At 49.3% G+C, this 19,471-nt stretch carries 18 protein-coding genes; 11 read left to right on the top strand and 7 right to left on the bottom strand.

Going from position 1 to position 19,471, the window contains the following annotated elements; all coding sequences use genetic code 11:
* Window positions 1-36: 36 nt before the first annotated feature.
* The 3 genes from ACO0K2_RS00230 to ACO0K2_RS00220 all read right to left on the bottom strand — a co-directional run bounded on the left by ACO0K2_RS00230 (window position 37) and on the right by ACO0K2_RS00220 (window position 3,394).
* Window positions 37-660: a DsbA family protein gene (locus ACO0K2_RS00230; RefSeq protein WP_423016099.1), complete on the bottom strand. Its 624-nt coding sequence runs from the start codon at window positions 658-660 to the stop codon at window positions 37-39.
* A 122-nt stretch (window positions 661-782) separates the two neighbouring features.
* A complete protein-coding gene (locus ACO0K2_RS00225; protein WP_423014546.1) occupies window positions 783-1,937 on the bottom strand; it encodes an anhydro-N-acetylmuramic acid kinase in 1,155 nt (384 codons plus the stop codon).
* Between the two features lie 89 nt (window positions 1,938-2,026).
* Complete coding sequence (locus ACO0K2_RS00220) at window positions 2,027-3,394, bottom strand: peptidoglycan DD-metalloendopeptidase family protein (protein ID WP_423014544.1); 1,368 nt, start codon at window positions 3,392-3,394, stop codon at window positions 2,027-2,029.
* A gap of 306 nt (window positions 3,395-3,700) precedes the next feature.
* Here ACO0K2_RS00220 and tyrS point away from each other — a divergent pair, with 306 nt between their 5' ends.
* The 10 genes from tyrS (at window position 3,701) to ruvB (ending at window position 11,880) form a co-directional block, all read left to right on the top strand.
* Window positions 3,701-4,951: a tyrosine--tRNA ligase gene (gene tyrS, locus ACO0K2_RS00215; protein ID WP_423014542.1), complete on the top strand. Its 1,251-nt coding sequence runs from the start codon at window positions 3,701-3,703 to the stop codon at window positions 4,949-4,951.
* Window positions 4,948-5,397: a D-aminoacyl-tRNA deacylase gene (dtd, locus tag ACO0K2_RS00210; protein WP_423014540.1), complete on the top strand. Its 450-nt coding sequence runs from the start codon at window positions 4,948-4,950 to the stop codon at window positions 5,395-5,397. Before tyrS ends, dtd begins: the two co-directional genes overlap by 4 nt.
* Before the next feature lie 13 nt (window positions 5,398-5,410).
* Complete coding sequence (locus ACO0K2_RS00205) at window positions 5,411-6,061, top strand: histidine phosphatase family protein (protein WP_423014538.1); 651 nt, start codon at window positions 5,411-5,413, stop codon at window positions 6,059-6,061.
* Window positions 6,062-6,375: 314 nt separating this feature from the next.
* Complete coding sequence (dusB, locus tag ACO0K2_RS00200; RefSeq protein ID WP_423014536.1) at window positions 6,376-7,386, top strand: tRNA dihydrouridine synthase DusB; 1,011 nt, start codon at window positions 6,376-6,378, stop codon at window positions 7,384-7,386.
* Between the two features lie 108 nt (window positions 7,387-7,494).
* Window positions 7,495-7,728, top strand: coding sequence for a helix-turn-helix domain-containing protein (locus ACO0K2_RS00195; protein ID WP_423014534.1), 234 nt, complete (start codon window positions 7,495-7,497; stop codon window positions 7,726-7,728).
* A 63-nt stretch (window positions 7,729-7,791) separates the two neighbouring features.
* Complete coding sequence (gene purH / locus ACO0K2_RS00190; RefSeq protein ID WP_423014532.1) at window positions 7,792-9,357, top strand: bifunctional phosphoribosylaminoimidazolecarboxamide formyltransferase/IMP cyclohydrolase; 1,566 nt, start codon at window positions 7,792-7,794, stop codon at window positions 9,355-9,357.
* Between the two features lie 72 nt (window positions 9,358-9,429).
* A complete protein-coding gene (locus ACO0K2_RS00185; RefSeq protein WP_423014530.1) occupies window positions 9,430-9,597 on the top strand; it encodes a hypothetical protein in 168 nt (55 codons plus the stop codon).
* Window positions 9,594-10,136 (top strand): crossover junction endodeoxyribonuclease RuvC, encoded by a 543-nt coding sequence (gene ruvC, locus ACO0K2_RS00180; RefSeq protein WP_423014528.1) that lies wholly within the window; start codon window positions 9,594-9,596, stop codon window positions 10,134-10,136. Before ACO0K2_RS00185 ends, ruvC begins: the two co-directional genes overlap by 4 nt.
* Window positions 10,137-10,239: 103 nt before the next feature.
* On the top strand, window positions 10,240-10,821 hold the full coding sequence (ruvA, locus tag ACO0K2_RS00175) for a Holliday junction branch migration protein RuvA (RefSeq protein WP_423014526.1): 582 nt from the start codon (window positions 10,240-10,242) through the stop codon (window positions 10,819-10,821).
* 3 nt (window positions 10,822-10,824) lie between these two features.
* Entirely contained in the window at window positions 10,825-11,880 is a 1,056-nt protein-coding gene (gene ruvB / locus ACO0K2_RS00170; RefSeq protein WP_423014524.1) for a Holliday junction branch migration DNA helicase RuvB, read from the top strand.
* 242 nt (window positions 11,881-12,122) lie between these two features.
* Here ruvB and ACO0K2_RS00165 read toward each other — a convergent pair whose 3' ends face one another.
* Complete coding sequence (locus ACO0K2_RS00165; protein ID WP_423014522.1) at window positions 12,123-13,136, bottom strand: porin; 1,014 nt, start codon at window positions 13,134-13,136, stop codon at window positions 12,123-12,125.
* Between the two features lie 375 nt (window positions 13,137-13,511).
* The gene (locus ACO0K2_RS00160; protein WP_423014520.1) at window positions 13,512-14,678 is read right to left on the bottom strand and encodes a porin; all 1,167 of its coding nucleotides are present in this window, start codon (window positions 14,676-14,678) and stop codon (window positions 13,512-13,514) included.
* A gap of 364 nt (window positions 14,679-15,042) precedes the next feature.
* Between ACO0K2_RS00160 and coq7 the strand changes: the two genes are divergently transcribed.
* Window positions 15,043-15,675: a 2-polyprenyl-3-methyl-6-methoxy-1,4-benzoquinone monooxygenase gene (gene coq7 / locus ACO0K2_RS00155; protein WP_423014518.1), complete on the top strand. Its 633-nt coding sequence runs from the start codon at window positions 15,043-15,045 to the stop codon at window positions 15,673-15,675.
* 128 nt (window positions 15,676-15,803) lie between these two features.
* Here the strand turns inward: coq7 and ACO0K2_RS00150 are convergent, their stop codons facing one another.
* Both ACO0K2_RS00150 and ACO0K2_RS00145 read right to left on the bottom strand, forming a co-directional pair.
* On the bottom strand, window positions 15,804-17,066 hold the full coding sequence (locus ACO0K2_RS00150) for a putative Na+/H+ antiporter (RefSeq protein WP_423014516.1): 1,263 nt from the start codon (window positions 17,064-17,066) through the stop codon (window positions 15,804-15,806).
* A gap of 100 nt (window positions 17,067-17,166) precedes the next feature.
* Entirely contained in the window at window positions 17,167-19,467 is a 2,301-nt protein-coding gene (locus tag ACO0K2_RS00145) for a UvrD-helicase domain-containing protein (protein WP_423014514.1), read from the bottom strand.
* Between the last annotated feature and the right edge of the window lie 4 nt (window positions 19,468-19,471).

Below are 19,471 nucleotides of genomic sequence, written 5' to 3'. Positions count from 1 at the left end.
CGATGTTGAAGTAGATTGATGATTGGACGAGCAGAATTATTGTTGACTCAACACATGCTTGATCGCAGCGCGTAATTCGGTGATTTTGGTATAACCAGCAGCGATCATATGCAGTGCTTCGTTGTGCACAATCAGTAAGCCGGGAAATCCACGAATACCCCAACGCTGGCACTGCTCAAATTCAGCACGAACGTCTGACATACATTGTGGCGAGACAAAGGTTTCTATAAAACTTTCTTGGTCATAACTATCTTCACCATCGATGTTATTGAGCGCATTAACAACGACCTCGGCTAACACCGATGTTTGCGTAATATCGCGGCCCTGCGCATAAAATGCAGCCTGAATCGCGTGAAATACTTGAAGTAATTGCTGACCGTTCAAATGATCTGCAATGATTTTAGTCGCAACGAGGGCGCGACAAGCGGGCTCTGTATCGTAAATAAACCCAGGTTGTGTCATGCCGACGTCTGAGAACGGTAATCCACTCGCTTCTGCGACATGCTGCCAGTGCCCGCGAATCATCGTGCGCTGCGCGTCATCCATGGCCTGCTTGTTATAAGCACGCAAACCACCCACAATAATTTCGAGGCTTGCGTTAGGTGTCTCGTTCATAAGTGCCGTGAGCTCAGGACCAAATCCATAGCACCAAGAACACATGGGGTCAGCGATATAAATAAAATGTGGCATAAAAGTAGTGAGTAAGTATGGAAGACGTCATACATTCCAGCGCACCTCGATATCAACTGGCTGTTTTTGCAACCGACACCGAGACCATCCAGCTATGCTGGGTACAACGCACCAAGAATCCGTGAACCATGCGCGCCTGTCACTGCCGGCAAATTACCCGGCTGACGCAAACAAAACTGCTGCGCCAGCCAAGCAAAGGCGAGAGCCTCAACATGTTCCGGCGCAACACCTAATTGTGCCGTACTTTGGACTTGCGCGTCGGATCCGGCCTCGGTTAATGCCGCCTGCAACGAACGCATCAGTGTTGCATTGTAAGCGCCACCGCCACAGACATAGACGGTCTCCGCTTGCGTCGCATTGCGAACGATTGCTTGCGCGAGACTGTGTGCAGTAAAGGCACATAAAGTCGCTTGCACATCGACCGCAGCGATCGTCGGGAAATGCTGTAAATGTGTTTGTAGCCAATCGGTATGAAATAAATCGCGCCCGGTGCTTTTAGGTGGGGGCAATCCCAGAAAAGGCTCAGCCATCAGCCGCTGTAATAAGGCTGTGTTCACGATACCTTGCGCAGCCCACGCACCATCCGCGTCGTAACTGCGATGCTGATGGCGTCCAATCCAATAGTCCATGAGCACATTGCCCGGTCCGGTATCAAAACCGATTGTCGTGCCATCCTCACCAAGGACACTAATATTACTAATGCCACCGATATTCGCCACCACGCGACATTGCCCTGCATGAGCAAAGATTGCCCGATGAAAAGCAGGGACCAAGGGAGCACCTTGTCCACCAGCCGCCACGTCACGACTACGGAAATCTGCAATCACATCAATACCCGTCAACTCGGCCAATAAGGCAGGATTGTTTGTTTGTCGTGTAAAGCCGAGTTCGGGACGATGTCGAATGGTTTGACCATGAACACCGATGGCACGGACCGCGGTTCGTGGGTGCGGCGTAGATAGCGCCGTTAATAGCTGTGACACGCACGCTGCATAAGCATGCGCCAATGCATTCGCCAGCGAGGCCTCACGATGAATTTCATTGTCACCCGCTTGCTGCAATTGCGCAGCCTCTGAACGCAGTGCCTCGTTAAAGGGAACGTAAGCAGTGCCGAGTAATGCCATGGGCTCTCCAGCGGCAACGGGTAGGCGTACCAACACGCCATCCACACCATCAAGACTCGTCCCCGACATGAGTCCGATATAGATGGAAGATGGCAGCCCTTCCTCAGACGTAACGTATTTCATCGACACCCTCAGCCTCCCTAGGCAATCTATGACGGCTCACATAAAAAAAAGGCCGAACATGCAGTTCGGCCTGATGATTCAGAATCGATTTAGCTCGCTGCTGGTTTACCATTTTGAGCCAGACGCTCAGGGCGCAGTAAATCAAAGCGGTGATGCATATCATTGGCAACGGCCTTAAATCGCGGCAAATCAGTGTTGGATAACGCTTGGACATTCGTCACAACCACCGACATTGGATCACGGGCATCATTGTTCACGCGGAACTCGTAATGAACGTGCGGGCCGGTTGACCAACCAGTCACACCAACATAACCAATGACGTCACCTTGGGACACATGCGCCCCTTTGCGGATACCGGGTGCAAATCGCATCATGTGGGCATAAGCCGTGCTGTAACCACCCCAATGCTTGATCACCACCAAGTTACCATAACCGCCACTCATCGCCGCCGAATCAACGACACCATCCGCGGTAGCACGAATTGGCGTACCCAACGCCGCCGCAAAATCAACACCTTTATGCTGTTTCCATTGACCAGAAATCGGATGCACACGCATCGAAAAACCAGAAGAAATACGCGTGAATGCCAATGGCGACTTCAGGAACGCTTTTTTGAGTGATTTACCATCAAATGTGTAATAGCCACCTTGACCGGCGGCCTCATCAAACCAAACTGCCTGATAATTTTTACCTGCATTCGTAAATTCACCTGCCAATACACGACCTGTTTTTACTTTTTGGCCATTTTGCCAAAAGCTTTCATACACAACATTAAACTGATCGCCGCGTTGTAATTTGCGGAAATCAATGTTGGTTTCAAACATGCTGATGATCTGCGAAGCAATGCTATCCGGAATATTGGCATCATCCGTCGCCGCAAACAGGGACGATACAATGTTACCCGACGCCATTTCGACACGACGCTCAAGATTCGCTTCGGAATCCACCGCCTTAAAATGGCCGTTCTTGTCACGCGTAATTTCCAAAATACGGGCAGGTTTATCGCCACCATCGACGATGGTCGTTTGCAACCATTCAAGTTCACCTTCGTCATTGGTTTTGACACGAACCGCTTTGTCCGTACGCAGTTGCAGTAATGCGCGTGCAACGCTGTCGGTCTTGATGAACTTATCCGCTTCTTCGTCTTCCACACCCAAGCGCAATAGCAATGCACTCAAGGTGTCTCCACGACGGATGGTTTCCTCACGAACAAAATGCTGTTCGCTGTCTTCAATGGCAGCGATCTGTTCGTCGAGCTTAGGAAGCGGCAGTTCTTGGATAATTTTTTTGACTGGCAAATCCGCGGCATCTGGCGCCAACGGAGCAACAGCGGCCGCGCCAATCGCGCACACGGCAAAGAACAAAGCAGAAATCGATACCGCGCGAGAAACGCGACTGGATCCGAAAAGCTGCCTTCTGCCAGAAGCGAAATGAAGGAATTTATCTAATGGACGCATGCAATAAGTTAAAATTAACTGTTTTAATCGAAAATTCGTGGTTGCTGTCGTCATGGTCTGTGGAACAATGTTCAGCACATTGTGCTCGACACCTACCCTTAGTGATGTGCCTCTTGTGAAATAAATATCAACTATTTCAACGTACTAGGAGAGACACCTCGGCGACAAACGAAGACGGGATTATAAAACAACTTAGCCTGGTCCCATCAATAAAACCAACACCCAGAATTTGGCAAACGCTGATTATGGATTCAGAATACGAAACCTGACCAGCGGTGTTACAAAAAAATGTGATGTAAATTAACTATGACTTCTGTACAAAATTCCAATTCCTCCCCGGCGACATTGCCACTTTCTGATGCGGTTCAACATGCACTCGCTGTGACGAAACGCGGTGTTGACGAATTACTCATTGAATCTGAATTCGCCCAAAAACTCGCACGTAGTGAGCAAACTGGCAAGCCTTTGCGTATTAAACTGGGTCTCGATCCTACTGCACCAGATTTGCACTTAGGTCATACCGTTGTGCTCAATAAGATGCGCCAGTTGCAAGATCTGGGCCATACCGTCATCTTTCTGATTGGCGACTTTACCTCCATGATTGGCGATCCATCTGGTCGTAATGCCACGCGTCCACCACTGACGCGCGAGCAGATTGAAGCCAACGCCCAGACCTACTTTAAACAAGCAAGTTTGGTATTGGACGCCGCCAAAACAGAAATCCGTTACAACTCAGAGTGGTGCGATCCCCTCGGTGCACGCGGCATGATCCAGTTGTCGTCTAAATACACGGTCGCCCGCATGATGGAGCGCGACGACTTTACCAAACGATTTAAAGCTGGCACACCAATTTCTGTGCATGAATTTCTGTATCCATTAATGCAAGGTTACGACTCGGTGGCATTGCATGCCGATCTCGAACTTGGGGGTACCGACCAGAAATTCAATCTGTTAGTTGGGCGCGAGTTGCAAAAAGATTATGGACAAGAACAACAATGCATTTTGACCATGCCATTACTGGAAGGTCTGGATGGTGTTGAAAAAATGTCAAAATCCAAAAACAACTACATCGCCATTACAGAACCCGCCAACACCATGTTTGCGAAAGTAATGAGTATTTCCGATGAAATGATGTGGAAATACTATGATTTGTTGTCATTCACCTCGATAGAACAAATTACAAGTTACAAGAAAGCGGTTGCTGAAGGACAAAATCCACGCGATATCAAAGTCGCCCTGGCGCAAGAAATTGTCGCTCGCTTCCATAGTAAACAAGCCGGCGAGGATGCCTTAGCCGATTTCGTCAATCGCTCTAAAGGCGGCATTCCGGATGACATTCCAGAAGTCAGCCTGAGCGGTGCACCAGTGGGTGTTGCTCAATTGCTCAAACAAGCAAATCTCTGCGCCTCCACATCGGAAGCCTTGCGGATGGTGGAACAAGGTGGTGTTCGCGTTGACGGCAGCGTGATCAGTGACAAAGGACTGAAACTGGACGCGGGCACATTTGTCCTGCAAGTGGGCAAACGTAAATTTGCCCGCGTGACCTTGTCAGCATGATCGCATTATTACAGCGGGTAACGCAGGCCAGTGTCGTTGTCGATGGCATCACCATCGGCGCCATCGATGCTGGTCTGATGGTGTTAGTCTGTGCAGAGCGTGGCGACACAGAAAAAGAAGCGGATGCGTTACTGACCAAATTACTGAGCTATCGCGTATTTTCTGATGCTGCGGGAAAGATGAACCTCAGTATTAAAGAGACCGGTGGCGGCTTATTACTCGTGCCGCAATTTACACTTGCCGCTGATACGAACTCTGGTACGCGCCCCTCATTCACGCCAGCAGCGCCACCGGCGATTGCCAAGGAATTGTTCGACTATTTTCTTCAGCAAGCTCAACGCTTGCATCCGTACGTTGCCAGCGGGCAGTTTGGCGCGGATATGAAGGTTTCCCTGACCAACGATGGTCCGGTCACGTTTTGGTTAGAAACCAAACGCGCTGCATAACAATCATTACCTCATGACTGAAATTTTATTAATACGCCATGGTGAAACTGCATGGAACGCGATCAAACGTCTGCAAGGTCACTTAGACATTCCCCTGAATGGGGAAGGTACTCGCCAAGCCAAGGCGCTTGCTGCAGCGCTGCAAAATGAAAAGTTAGATGCCATCATTTCAAGTGATTTGCAGCGAGCCGTACAAACCGCAGGTGAAATCGCGCGGCTTCAGGGGTTGAGCACGCGGCTCGATGCGGGATTACGTGAGCGCTGTTTCGGTGGCTTTGAAGGTCAATTGTATAGCGACTTACCGCATCTGTTTCCCATTGAGCATGCGGCATGGAAATCGCACGATCCGGATGCGGCGTTTCCTCCCGGAGAAAACCAGGGCGAGACCATACGTCAGTTTCATCAGCGTATCGTGACACACCTCAATCACTACGCAGAGCAATTCAGTGGCAAGAAAATCGCCATCGTGGCGCATGGTGGCGTGTTAGAGTGTGCTTATCGCGCCTCAAAAGATCTCCCCTTAAACGCCCCACGGGAAGTCACCATTTACAACGCCAGCATTAATCGCTTTCACTATGAAAATGCTCGTTTGCAATTAATTTCTTGGGGTGACATCGCGCATCTCGATGCCGATGCAATCGATGAAATTAATCAAAATACATAAAAAAATGATCTGCTCTTAGAAAAAAGGCGACGATGCTAAACAAAAAGTGATCACGATGTTGAGGTGATCACTTTGTCGATCAAGCAAAAATCGCCATTCTTTTTCACTGCATCGCAATAAAATCAGCGAGACATTGCGCGATGAAGATAACGAAGAACAAATTTTTATCGCTAATTTAGAATAGCAAGTCTAAATCTATCTAAAACAGCTATTCATAGAAATAAATATTCCTATAAACCGTGGGGAATTTTGCCAATTATTTAGGCAAGTTTCAGGTAGAATAGCGCTTCTTCAAATTTCCCCTGATCCTCATCGTGCAAATCGGTTCCTATGTCTTGCGTAATAATATTTTTGTTGCTCCGATGGCTGGAGTAACAGATAGGCCGTTTCGGCAATTATGCAAAGAACTGGGTGCGGGCTATGCTGTTTCTGAAATGGCGGCGTCAAATCCGAAATTATGGGAAACCGAAAAATCAACCCGACGCACCAATCACGAAGGTGAAATGGAGCCGAAGGCTGTGCAGATTGCAGGAGCAGATCCTGTCATGTTGGCTGACTGTGCAAAGTTCAATGTCGATAAAGGTGCGCAAATCATCGATATCAATATGGGCTGCCCAGTCAAAAAAGTATGCAACGCGTGGTGTGGTTCTGCGCTCTTGCAACACGAAAGCCTTGTTGGGCAGATTCTCGATGCCGTTGTAAAGGCTGTGGATGTCCCCGTGACGCTGAAATTCCGCACTGGCTGGGATCGCTCCAACAAAAATGCACTAACGATTGCACGAATGGCCGAAGCAGCGGGCATCCAAATGCTGACGCTACACGGTAGAACCCGTGCCGATGGCTACAAAGGTGATGCCGAATACGACACCATCGCTGCTGTCAAAGCGGCTGTTGGCATTCCGGTTGTTGCTAATGGTGACATTACGACACCAGAAAAAGCGAAGTTCGTTTTGCAATACACCGGTGCTGATGCCATCATGGTAGGCCGCGCCGCACAAGGTCGACCGTGGATTTTCAGGGAAATTGACCATTACTTACGCACAGGTGAACACTTACCTCCACCACTGATCAGTGAAGTCCGGCGTCTCATGGATAACCACTTGAAAGAGCATTACGCGTTTTACGGTGAGTATCTTGGTGTTAGGACGGCACGCAAGCACATCGGCTGGTACGTACAGGATCTGGTAGGTGGTGAGGAATTCAGGCAAGAAATGAATCTCCTGACCGATTGCAACGAGCAGTTAGCAGCAGTCAGTCATTTTTTTGATCGCATGGCTGGGGAACGGTTACAATACCGCCCCTTTGAAGAAAAAATGGCCGCATAGCGCACTCGTTGTAAAACCTGAGCAACACAGTAACAACCATGGCGCCAGAACGTCCGCCAAAAGTGGACTTTTCGCTGGCCAGCATAACCAATTAGTGACAATAAAAATATGAGCAAAGATAGCATCCAAGACGCCGTTCACAAAAATCTGGAAAAATATTTCCGTGATCTGGGTGAGCAACCTGCATCCAATATTTACGATATGGTCGTATTAGCCGTGGAAAAACCTATGCTTGAAATGGTCATGACACGCGCTGATAGCAACCAGTCCCAAGCAGCGGACATGTTAGGGATTAACCGGAATACCTTGCGCAAAAAATTGCAGCATCACGGTTTGCTTTAAGCCATATCCACCCAACATTATGTCGCTCTCTGACACCGATTTCCTTACTCTTTCATTCTCATCATGATCAAACAAGCCCTCATATCCGTCTCAGACAAGACTGGTGTGCTCGATTTTGCACGTGAATTGTCGGCACTCGGTGTCAAGATTTTATCGACTGGCGGTACAGCGAAGTTACTTGCAGATAACGGTCTCGCCGTGACTGAAGTTGCTGATTACACGGGCTTTCCAGAAATGCTCGACGGCCGCGTCAAAACACTGCACCCTAAAGTGCACGGTGGTATTTTGGCCCGCCGCGATTTTCCTGAGCACGTCGCTGCGCTCGAAGAGCACGGTATTCCAACGATCGATATGGTCGTCGTGAACTTGTATCCATTTCAGCAAACTGTTGCTAAAGCAGAATGCTCTTTAGAAGACGCGATTGAAAACATCGACATCGGTGGTCCAACGATGTTGCGTTCATCTGCTAAAAATCATAAAGACGTTACTGTGATCGTTGATCCAAGCGATTACGCGATTGTGCTCTCTGAAATGAAAGCCAACAATAACGTCGTGAGCTATGACACGAAATTCACGTTGGCAAAAAAAGTCTTTGCTCACACAGCACAATACGATGGTGCGATCACCAACTATTTGACCAGCCTCGGCGAAGACAAAGCACACACAACGCGCAGCGCTTATCCGCAAACGCTGAACCTGCATTTCGACAAAGTACAAGAAATGCGCTACGGCGAAAACCCACATCAATCTGCTGCGTTTTATCGTGATTTAAAAGCGGTTGATGGTGCATTGGCTAACTACAAGCAATTGCAAGGCAAAGAACTGTCCTACAACAACATCGCCGATGCTGATGCAGCATGGGAATGCGTGAAGTCGTTCAATGAATCTGCCTGTGTGATCGTCAAGCATGCTAATCCATGTGGCGTAGCTCTCGGTGTAACGCCGTTTGAAGCCTACAGCAAAGCCTTGCAAACCGATCCGACGTCTGCGTTCGGTGGCATCATCGCCTTCAACCGTGAACTCGATGGTAAAGCGGCAGAAATCGTTGCCAAACAATTCGTTGAAGTATTGATCGCGCCGTCTTTCACAGCAGAAGCCAAAGCCATTTTTGCCGCAAAACAAAATGTGCGTCTGTTAGAAATTTCGTTGGGCAATGCTGTGAACCAATACGACGTCAAACGCGTCGGCGGTGGATTGTTAGTGCAAGCACCTGATGCGAAAAATGTGTTGCAAGAAGAACTGCGCGTCGTTTCTAAATTGCAACCAACGCCACAACAAATGGCGGACATGATGTTTGCATGGCGCGTGGCGAAGTATGTGAAATCCAATGCAATCGTGTTCTGCGGTAACGGAATGACATTGGGCGTGGGTGCAGGTCAAATGAGCCGTATCGACTCCGCACGGATCGCATCCATCAAGGCACAAAATGCAGGTCTGACACTGGCTGGGTCTGCTGTTGCGTCTGACGCATTCTTCCCATTCCGCGATGGCCTCGACGTTGTTGTCGATGCAGGTGCAACGTGTGTGATTCACCCAGGTGGCTCCATGCGCGATCAAGAAGTGATCGATGCAGCCGATGAACGCGGTGTTGTGATGGTCTATACAGGAACACGTCACTTCCGTCATTAATCTGCTCACGCAGTGTCATCGTGAAAATATCGCCCCCAATGCCTATTGGGGGCTTTTTTTTAGGAAGACGCTATGGTCCAGCCCTTGATTCGTGTCCGACGTGCTTGGACCTCTGACATCTATCTCCCGCATCCCATCAATGCGACGAAGCTGCCAGATCCCGCCAGTTTGGGCTATCATTCTCCCATCGCATCACGCCACAACCATCCAGCCGACACTGGAACACCTGACCCACAATGAAAATTCTCGGCATCGACCCCGGTCTTCGCACTACCGGCTTTGGCATTATTCAAAAGCAGGGAAGCCAACTCACTTATGTTGCCTCGGGTACCATTAAAACCGTTGAAGGGTCCTTACCTGAGCGTCTAAAAACAATCTTAGCGAGCGTCTCTGAAGTAGTCAGCACCTACCAACCTGACTGTGCTGCGATTGAAATCGTCTTCGTCAATGTCAATCCACAATCGACCTTGCTGCTGGGACAAGCACGTGGCGCGGCCATCTGTGCACTCGTTGGGGCCGACTTACCCGTCGCTGAATATACCGCGCTGCAGGTGAAGCAAGGCGTTGTTGGTCATGGTCGAGCGAAAAAAGAACAGGTGCAGGATATGGTGCAACGCTTATTAAAGCTCTCAGGCAAACCTAGTCCTGATGCTGCCGACGCATTAGGGGTGGCGATCTGCCACGCGCACAGCGGTGAAGCATTAGCCACGCTGAGCGCGATTGCACCTGAGTTAGCCAAAAAAGGATTGCGCGTCAAAGGGGGACGTTTGATTGGCTAAACGCTGATCGAATGCCTGCAACACCAAGATCGCAATGGTTCTCGTCAAGTGGAAGAGAATCGTTTATGATCACTGTTTATTCATACAGTATGAAAGCCGTCTCATGATAGGTCGCATTGCAGGCACGCTACTCGAAAAAAATCCTCCACAATTGCTGATTGATTGCCAAGGGGTTGGCTATGAAGTCGATGTGCCAATGAGCACGTTTTACAATCTCCCCCCACTCGGTGAAAAAGTAGCGTTACTGACGCATCTGGCTATCCGTGAAGATGCGCATGTCTTGTTTGGTTTTGGGAGTGCTGAAGAGCGCGCCACGTTTCGCCAACTGATCAAAATCAGTGGGGTTGGCTCTCGGACAGCGCTGGCGATTTTATCTGGGATGTCAGTGGCAGACTTATCACAAGCGATTACCTTGCAGGAAGCCGGTCGACTGACGCGGATTCCGGGCATTGGGAAAAAAACAGCAGAACGTCTATTGCTTGAACTCAAAGGTAAACTCGGCGCAGACTTATTTAGCGCCAGCGCTGCCATGGCGGCGGGCGATCATAGCGGCGATATTTTAAATGCCTTACTTGCCCTAGGATATTCAGACAAAGAAGCCACGATTGCCATGAAATCCGTACCTGCGGGCAGCGGTGTCTCTGAAGGCATCAAACTGGCTCTTAAAGCACTGTCAAAAGGGTAAGCGATGAGCATACAAACCGACAATCTCTTTTCCGAAGTGGCAGAGACGCGGATTATTTCTGCGACACCAGTCTCCTCCAGTGAAGAAGCGATCGAGCGCGCGTTACGTCCTAAGCAATTAGACGACTACGTAGGACAGGAAAAAATACGTTCACAGCTCGAGATTTTTATTACGGCAGCGCGCCAGCGCAAAGAAGCACTCGATCACACTTTGTTGTTCGGACCACCAGGTTTAGGTAAAACAACCTTAGCGCACATTATTGCCCGCGAAATGGGGGTGAATCTGCGCCAGACCTCAGGCCCGGTGCTTGAACGCGCAGGCGATCTCGCCGCCCTGCTCACGAACTTAGAAGCCAACGACGTCTTATTTATCGACGAAATCCACCGCTTATCACCGGTCGTGGAAGAGATTTTGTATCCCGCGCTGGAAGACTACCAAATCGATATCATGATCGGCGAGGGGCCAGCTGCGCGCTCAGTCAAACTTGATTTGCAACCGTTCACACTCGTTGGTGCAACGACGCGTGCAGGTATGCTCACCAATCCATTACGGGATCGTTTTGGTATCGTGGCGCGCTTGGAGTTTTACACACCGGAACAATTAACCCGCATCGTCACACGCTCAGCATCATTACTCAATGCACCAATCCAAGAAGACGGTGCACGTGAGATCGCTAACCGTGCCCGAGGCACACCACGTATTGCCAACCGCTTGCTACGCCGTGTGAGAGATTATGCGGAGGTCAAAGGCAATGGTGAAATCACGAAAGCCATTGCCGATGCGGCATTAAAGATGCTCGATGTCGATACGGTAGGCTTTGATCTGATGGACAGAAAGCTACTCGAAGCAATCCTATTTAAATTCGGCGGCGGCCCTGTCGGCCTCGATAACGTTGCTGCAGCAATTGGTGAAGAAAGAGACACGATTGAAGACGTCCTAGAGCCCTATCTGATCCAGCAAGGTTATTTGCAACGGACGCCACGCGGTCGAATTGCGACAACGTTGGCTTACGAGCACTTTGGCGTTACTCCACCCAACCAGTCTAATACGCCCGACTGAGGGCAGCATTACGCTCTCCACGAGCCTTCGCGGATACCACACCTATTGAGTATTGAACTCGGTGTGGTGCCGCCAACATCACGCCAGATCACCCTCCACTTCACACACCCACTTCCCGCGCCAACTTCAGTCATCCGAATATCTATCTGATACCAAGCTACATTTTTTGAGCGCAAATAAAAAAGCACCCGAAGGTGCTTTTTTTTCGTTCTTTAACCAAGCAGGCTTACGCCTGCCGTATATTAGAAGGAGTGCAGAACGCCGAAGTTGAACAGGTAGTCTTTTGCGCCTTTGAATGCAGCCAAGCCACCGCCGTTCACTGTTGCATCGTTGCTTACGCGGGATGCAGAAGTGTACAGGTTAGTACGCTTAGACAATGCGTGTGTTGCGCCGATTGCCAATTGTGTGCTGTTACCGTTAGCAGCGTTGTCTTTCAGACGTGCAACAGTTGCCAAGATGTTGTCAGCTGCTGTAACTGGTACTGTTACGCCCAGTGTGTAGCCTTTACGATCGATAGTGTTGTCGTCTTTTTTGTCTTGGGAGTAGCCAACTGCGCCTTTAGCAACGCCGAAGTCATAAGTTGCACCCAACAAGCCAGATTTCAAAGCAACGCCTTTAGCGTCGTTTTGAGAGTAGTAAACACCACCAACGTACACTGGACCCGCAGCGTATTGAGCGCTGATACCGACAGAGCGGTTTGCAGATGTGTCACCAGCAACTTCGCCAGCAGCATACAATGCCATTGCGCTGAAGCCATCGATGTTAGCTGTTTGGTAGCTAACGCTGTTGTTCACGCGCCATGAGCTTGCGGACAAGAAACCGAATACGCCGCCTGTGGAAGTGGAAGCACCAGCGTTACCGGAAGTGAATCCCAGATCAAATGGGTCAACTGCGTCGAAGAAGTAGAACTGTGGTGTGTATTGACGGCCAGCTTTTACTGTACCGAAGTCACCAGTCAAACCAACCCATGATTGACGACCGAATGTCAGGCCACCTTGGGATGCGCCGCTGTCAGCCAAGATACCAGCTTCCAGATCGAAGATTGCTTTCAGACCGCCACCCAGATCTTCAGTACCTTTGAAACCCAGACGGGAACCAGCTTGCTCACCGCTGTCGATAGCGTATTTTTTACCTGCGCCGTTGCTTTCAGCTTGGAAAGCCATATCAACAACACCGTAGATTGTTACGCTGGATTGCGCTTGTGCCGCACCAGAGATAGCTGCCAATACTGACAGAGCGATAAGTGATTTTTTCATTTTTTTCTCCAAAGGATTTGAATACAAAACAACTTGATGAAGCACGAGGCGAACTGGTGATACATCATTCGGATGTCGTGCTAATACTTAAAACTACTTATTCGGCAAACGAGAAGTTAACGTATTTGACCAAATATGACCGCTTACAGCCAAGCAAATTCGCCCTTATTGACCGAAGTTGAGCCAAAAATGTCTCACTTTAGCAACGAAAATTATGATTTATATAATTTTTTCGCTGTTTTACAACAGTTATCGTCTGATTAAAATTTTTGAGCCTCATTCAAAAAAAATAATTCGGGAAAATAAAAAAATAAAAGCCTCACGAATGAGGCTTTTAAATACTGCGAATTTAAAATTTAGCGAATTATCTTCAGCTTAGAAGGAGTGCAACACACCCACTGCTGTGCGGACAGCTGTTGAGTTGCCGGCTGCGATAATACCTAAGGACAGGCCTGTATCTTTGGATTCTGAAGAACCTGCTTTTGCGTACACAACCGACGCATACGCTGTCGTACGCTTGCTCAATGCATACTTGCCAAGCAAGATGTACTGATCCGCTTTACCATCGAGCAGGCCGCCTACGTCACCAGAACGCTTCGTGTCATAGTAAGCCGCAGTCAATGTTGTCTGCTGAGACAGAGAATAATCAACACCAGCGCCAATCACAGCGATTTTGCGTTGATTTGCATCCAATGCCAACGTAGCACTCACAGGAATCTTGATCGAGCCATCTACTTTATTCTGAGAGTAGGTGAAGTTCAGCTTTACGTCTGGTGTCACGTAGTATTTCAGACCCAGAGAAAAACCAGCCAAGGAAGCGTTGCCAGTGACATCGTTCAGTTTCGCGTACGAAATTGCCGCGCCGTTTTTACCATCAGTGAAGAATGTCGATGCACCCATATAACGGCTGCCCGATGTGTTACCAGCCTGCTCACCCGCACCGTACATTAAGCCAACACCGAAGCCGTTCATGTTTTGGTAAGGAGACACGTACTTAACAGAGTTGTTCTGACGCAGTCCTGTACCACCTTGGTTTGTACCGAAACCGCCGAATAACGAACCCGCGTTCAATGCACTGAACATCACGTTAGGATTGCTGCCAGCATGTGCCAGTCCCATTGGATCCGCCAAGCCGACTGAATCAACACCCAAAATGTTGTTACGACCTGCAGTAACAGTACCGAAGTCGCCACTCAAACCTAACCAAGACAAACGGTCAAACAACGAAGTGCTGTTACCAGCCTGCGTGAAAGAATTACCACCAAAGCCTGCACCAGCAGCACCGGTATCGTTCGCCAGCGTACCCTCTAGGTTGAACATCGCCTTCATACCGCCACCCAGATCTTCGCTACCCTTAATACCCCAGCGAGATGTTAATAACTGGCCCGCATCGAGGGTCAATTTATTTCCACCAGCAGCAGTCTGATTGGTGTTGTACATCACGGCAGCATCAATGATGCCGTAGAGCGTTACATTGGATTGCGCTGATGCGGACGCAGCAAAAGCACCGAGGACGGCAAAAGCAATAAGTGATTTTTTCATTGTGGGTGTCTCCAAATTTGTGATTGATTATCCAGCGATGGAACGAACTCTAATTGGTTCTTTTTGTGTTTTAACGCTAAAACTTCGAAACCTATTGATTTATTTGTCGATTCAGAAGCTAAGTCTGATTGAATCAAACTAGTCGATTTTGAGCAAAGCAAATTTGCGAACGATCGTATCTAAAGGCATTAATTGTGGTGATGGCGCAACAAAGTTTTCAATTGAAAATGTGCGTTAAAAATCTTTTCCTAAAAAAATCAGAAGAAAGATTACGTTAGCGCAAAGAAGCGTGTCAGGCGGTGGACGTCTATCTGCTCTACAATAGCAATCATCCAAGATCCACATTGCCAGATTGAGTCACGCTATGTCTTTACCTCGTCCTGATCGTCTATTGATTGCCTTTGATCGTGCGCTGCGCACGGTGTCAGCACAAGCAAAAAGTTCACGCCCCAACCCTGCTGCACATATTGCCGCTGATGCACTGTCAGAACAGGAACAAAAGCACAGTGCTGGGCTGATGCGAGTGAACCATGTCGGTGAAATTTGTGCACAAGCACTGTACGACGCGCAAAGCAGCTTCTCACACACACCGGAAGTTGCTCGCCAGCTACAACACTCCTGTATCGAAGAAGAAGATCATCTCGCCTGGACCGCACAGCGGTTGAAAGAATTGAACTCCCACACCAGCTTCATGAGCCCATTGTGGTACGCCGGTGCCTATGTCTGCGGCGTTGTTGCGGCTAAATGTGGCGACGCAGCAAGCCTTGGGTTTGTTGTCGAGACCGAACGCCAAGTCGAAGCCCATCTCGCCAGTCATTTACAAGCCCTGCCAGCCAACGATATCAAATCACGTGCGATTGTTGAACAGATGCGCGTTGATGAAGTGGCCCACGGGGCAGCGGCGAAGTCACTCGGTGCCAGCGAGCTACCACTGCCTGTACGTCTTGGAATGAAGTGCATGGCAAAAGTCATGACGACAACGGCGTATTACATTTAATAAAGCGAATACAACGCTGTCAATAACTTGCTGCAATGCGGAAGAATGACGGCGTTGAATTAGAGGGCTGATGACATCACAGTAAAACAACGTCATCACCGGATAATGCTGATACGTCGCTCGCTTTTTTAAAACACGAGAAAGAAGAACGCCGCCATCATCGTTGGGATGATCGCTGCGAGAAGTAATCCACTGGGACTGATTGCCCCCTCGTCAAAACATTCCCTCAAAATAGCGTAGCCCGCCGGGTTAGGTGCATTTGCAATCACCGTCAATCCGCCACCTGTTACTGCGCCAGCGACCAGGGCATACTTCGCCGGCTCTGATAAGCCACTCACCAACGAACCAAGGTAAGTTAATGCGGCATTATCCGTAATCGCGGTCAATGACAGCGCGCCAAAGAAGAGTACCGTGCTATTGAGCCCCGCTAACAGCGGCTGTAGCCACCATTGTTGTAACCCACCCAGTACGACCAAGCCTGCCAGAAAAAACGCCACCAGCAGACCTTCTCTGAGCATCAATCGGTCCTGATAGCGCTGATAGGCTTCGGTGTAGCCCAAAAAAAACATAAACAACCCTAGAAATACGACCGGATAGTGCGCGAACCACACCGTCATCGCCAAAAATAACAAATGTATTGCAACCACCGTCAAAGGCATTGGCACCGCATTTTTCTCTTGGTTCGCTGTGGGTAAGCTGAGTAACTCACGTTTAAACCACAGCGTCAGCAGCAACCCATTTAAGACAACGGCGCAAGCTGCCTTCCAACCAAAAGCGCTGCTCATCATTGCGATATCCCATCCCCACTTTTCCGCCACCATCAGCACTGGCGGCGCTGCAAATGGCGTTAATACACCGCCAATGGAAATGTTGACGAACAACACCCCAAGCGTCATGTATTTCATGCGTGAGGAAATATTTTTCTGATAGAAATGCTCCTTCAACATCAAGGCAGCCAAGGTCATCGCTGCTGGTTCAGTAATGAATGATCCCAGCAACGGCACCAGGGTTAAACACAACAAATACAGCGATAAAGTCGGGGCAAAAGGGAGAACCCGAGCGCACCGTGCAATGATGTCCTCAACCAACCACAACACCGGACGGGTCGCAGCAATCACCAGAATAACGAACACAAAAAGTGGTTCTGTAAAGTTCTGCGCCTCAAGGTAGGCAATGGCGTGATGCTGATCCAACATGACGCCCATTAACGCCACGAGCACCAACGCCCAAAAACCGAAAACAACTTCTACCTCACCGAGCAAATGCCACAACCCCGCATGTCGCGGACTACGGTGTGCAAGATTAAGAAAAAATTTTGTCGAAAAGGTATGCAACACCGCCAGACCAAACAGTCCTGCTGCGACATAATTGAGTAACTGATCTCTTACCATCGTACTTCCTTGTTCCGGTTAACGATCACAATGGACGGACGATCCCGCAAAGAGACCGCCGTCGACAGTGAACGCCACGACATGACCTTGGTGATGTCTATTAGATTTTTTCCAACTTGGCCACACTCAAATCGAGTAACTTCATACCAAATTGGCCAAAATTGATGTGTGCCCGTGCATTGGTCCCACTGCCCTCAATGTTGACAATGACACCCTCACCAAATTTCGGATGAGCAACGCCCTGACCGATGCGCCAGGTCATCGACGAACTTTGCTTCGTCATTTGCTGCGCAATCCTGTTGGCATCGTGTCCAGCATCGTCCATGGACACGTCATCCCACGCTGATTTTTTGCTTTGCCCAAACCAGCTTGGCTGCACTTTGGGCGATAACCATTTCAACGAGTCCTCAGGCAACTCATCAAAAAAACGTGACCGCATGTTGTAGCGGGTTTGACCGTGCAACATCCGTGTTTGTGAAAAACTCAGATAGAGGCGTTTGCGTGCACGGGTGATGGCGACGTACATGAGGCGTCGCTCTTCCTCCACACCAGATTCTTCTTGCGCGCTATTTTCGTGAGGGAATAAGCCCTCTTCAAGCCCCGTAATGAATACCGCATCAAACTCCAAGCCTTTGGCGGAGTGAACCGTCATCAATTGCATCGCATCCTGACCTGCTTGCGCTTGGTTATCACCCGCCTCTAACGAAGCGTGCGACAAGAATGCTGACAATGGCGACATCAACGTCGGTAGTGCTGCATCCGCATCAATGATGCTGGTCCCGTCACCATTGTCTAAGAGCACGGCGGCATTACTGGCGGGGCCGCTAAACGCCGGCGCTTCTTTGCCAAAGCCTTCTTCGGAAACAAACAAGGTCGCCGCATTGACGAGCTGCTCCAAGTTTTCAATCCGGTCTGCGCCTTCTTTTTCCGTTTGGTAGTGCGTGATCAAGGTACTCAGATCGAGTACGATCTTCACCATCTCGGGCAACGGCAAGTTTTGCGTCTCGAAGCGTGCACCCTCAATGAGTTTCACGAAGTTCGCTAAGGAGGATCCAGCTTTGCCTCCTACGTGGCGCACAGCGGCATACAATGAGCTTCCTTGCTGCTTGGCGGCGTCTTGCAACTGCTCGATAGACCGTGCGCCAATACCGCGCGTCGGGAAGTTCACCACACGCAAAAATGCAGAATCATTGTGTGGGTTATCCATTAGCTGCAAATAAGCAATCGCATGCTTAATTTCCGCACGTTCAAAAAAGCGTTGCCCGCCATACACACGGTACGGAATATTGGCCGTGAACAAAGCATGCTCGATCACGCGGGATTGCGCATTAGAGCGGTATAAGATCGCAATTTCACTACGCAACGACCCTTCACGGATCAAATTTTTTGCTTCTTCGATGATCCAATTCGCTTCTTGGATATCACTGCTTGCTTCCATAACGCGGACCAGTTCACCGTGTCCGGCATCGGTACGTAAATTTTTACCCAGTCGCTTGCTATTGTTTTCAATCAGAACATTGGCGCTATCGAGAATATGCCCATGGGAACGGTAATTCTGTTCCAGTTTAATCAGATTTTTGACTTCAAATTCACGTTCAAACGCCGACATGTTGCCCACATTGGCACCGCGGAACGCATAGATACTCTGATCGTCATCCCCCACCGCAAATACGGCACCCGCGCGGCGCTGACCCGCACCTGCCATGAGTTTGAGCCATTTGTATTGCAAATCGTTGGTATCTTGAAACTCATCCACAAGCACATGGCGGAAACGCTCTTGATAATGTTCACGCAGCGGTTGGTTACGGCTCAACAATTCATACGTACGCAATAACAGCTCGGCAAAATCCACCACACCTTCGCGTTGGCACTGTGCGTCATATAAATCGTACAAAGCCACCATTTTGCGGTTGAAATCGTCGTACGCATCCACTTGGGCGGCCCGCAAGCCTTGATCCTTGGCACTGTTAATGAAGTACATCAAGGTTTTGGGCGGGAATTTCTCGTCATCAATATTATTCGCTTTTAACAAGCGTTTAATAAACGACAACTGATCGCCCGAATCTAAAATCTGAAAAGTTTGCGGCAAGCCAGCATCGCGATGATGTGCGCGCAACAAACGATTACATAAGCCGTGGAACGTACCAATCCACATACCACGCGTATTGATAGGCAACATGGCCGATAAGCGCGACATCATCTCTTTCGCCGCTTTATTGGTAAATGTCACGGCCAGGATACCGCCCGGCGAGACTTGCCCAGTCTGGATCAACCATGCAATCCGGGTCGTTAATACGCGCGTCTTGCCCGATCCGGCACCCGCCAGAATCAGGGCGGATTGCGCCGGAAGAGTCACTGCAGCAAGCTGCTCAGGATTAAGATTATGAAGTAAATTTTGCATACCC

Source organism: Undibacterium sp. MH2W (assembly GCF_049340215.1).
Taxonomy (GTDB): Bacteria; Pseudomonadota; Gammaproteobacteria; order Burkholderiales; family Burkholderiaceae_D; genus Undibacterium.
The sequence above is the reverse complement of the archived record's forward strand: the minus strand, read 5'-3'. Positions and strand labels throughout refer to the sequence as shown.

What these genes read in the sequence shown, in the direction of transcription:
- coq7 (WP_423014518.1), top strand. Translation starts at nt 15,043, where the DNA reads ATGTCTTTACCTCGTCCTGATCGTCTATTGATTGCCTTTGATCGTGCG.
- ruvC (WP_423014528.1), top strand. Translation starts at nt 9,594, where the DNA reads ATGAAAATTCTCGGCATCGACCCCGGTCTTCGCACTACCGGCTTTGGC.
- ACO0K2_RS00195 (WP_423014534.1), top strand. Translation starts at nt 7,495, where the DNA reads ATGAGCAAAGATAGCATCCAAGACGCCGTTCACAAAAATCTGGAAAAA.
- dtd (WP_423014540.1), top strand. Translation starts at nt 4,948, where the DNA reads ATGATCGCATTATTACAGCGGGTAACGCAGGCCAGTGTCGTTGTCGAT.
- purH (WP_423014532.1), top strand. Translation starts at nt 7,792, where the DNA reads ATGATCAAACAAGCCCTCATATCCGTCTCAGACAAGACTGGTGTGCTC.
- ruvB (WP_423014524.1), top strand. Translation starts at nt 10,825, where the DNA reads ATGAGCATACAAACCGACAATCTCTTTTCCGAAGTGGCAGAGACGCGG.
- ACO0K2_RS00185 (WP_423014530.1), top strand. Translation starts at nt 9,430, where the DNA reads ATGGTCCAGCCCTTGATTCGTGTCCGACGTGCTTGGACCTCTGACATC.
- ACO0K2_RS00220 (WP_423014544.1), bottom strand. Translation starts at nt 3,394, where the DNA reads ATGCGTCCATTAGATAAATTCCTTCATTTCGCTTCTGGCAGAAGGCAG.
- ACO0K2_RS00230 (WP_423016099.1), bottom strand. Translation starts at nt 660, where the DNA reads ATGTGTTCTTGGTGCTATGGATTTGGTCCTGAGCTCACGGCACTTATG.
- ACO0K2_RS00165 (WP_423014522.1), bottom strand. Translation starts at nt 13,136, where the DNA reads ATGAAAAAATCACTTATCGCTCTGTCAGTATTGGCAGCTATCTCTGGT.
- ACO0K2_RS00225 (WP_423014546.1), bottom strand. Translation starts at nt 1,937, where the DNA reads ATGAAATACGTTACGTCTGAGGAAGGGCTGCCATCTTCCATCTATATC.
- ruvA (WP_423014526.1), top strand. Translation starts at nt 10,240, where the DNA reads ATGATAGGTCGCATTGCAGGCACGCTACTCGAAAAAAATCCTCCACAA.
- ACO0K2_RS00145 (WP_423014514.1), bottom strand. Translation starts at nt 19,467, where the DNA reads ATGCAAAATTTACTTCATAATCTTAATCCTGAGCAGCTTGCTGCAGTG.
- tyrS (WP_423014542.1), top strand. Translation starts at nt 3,701, where the DNA reads ATGACTTCTGTACAAAATTCCAATTCCTCCCCGGCGACATTGCCACTT.
- ACO0K2_RS00150 (WP_423014516.1), bottom strand. Translation starts at nt 17,066, where the DNA reads ATGGTAAGAGATCAGTTACTCAATTATGTCGCAGCAGGACTGTTTGGT.
- ACO0K2_RS00205 (WP_423014538.1), top strand. Translation starts at nt 5,411, where the DNA reads ATGACTGAAATTTTATTAATACGCCATGGTGAAACTGCATGGAACGCG.
- ACO0K2_RS00160 (WP_423014520.1), bottom strand. Translation starts at nt 14,678, where the DNA reads ATGAAAAAATCACTTATTGCTTTTGCCGTCCTCGGTGCTTTTGCTGCG.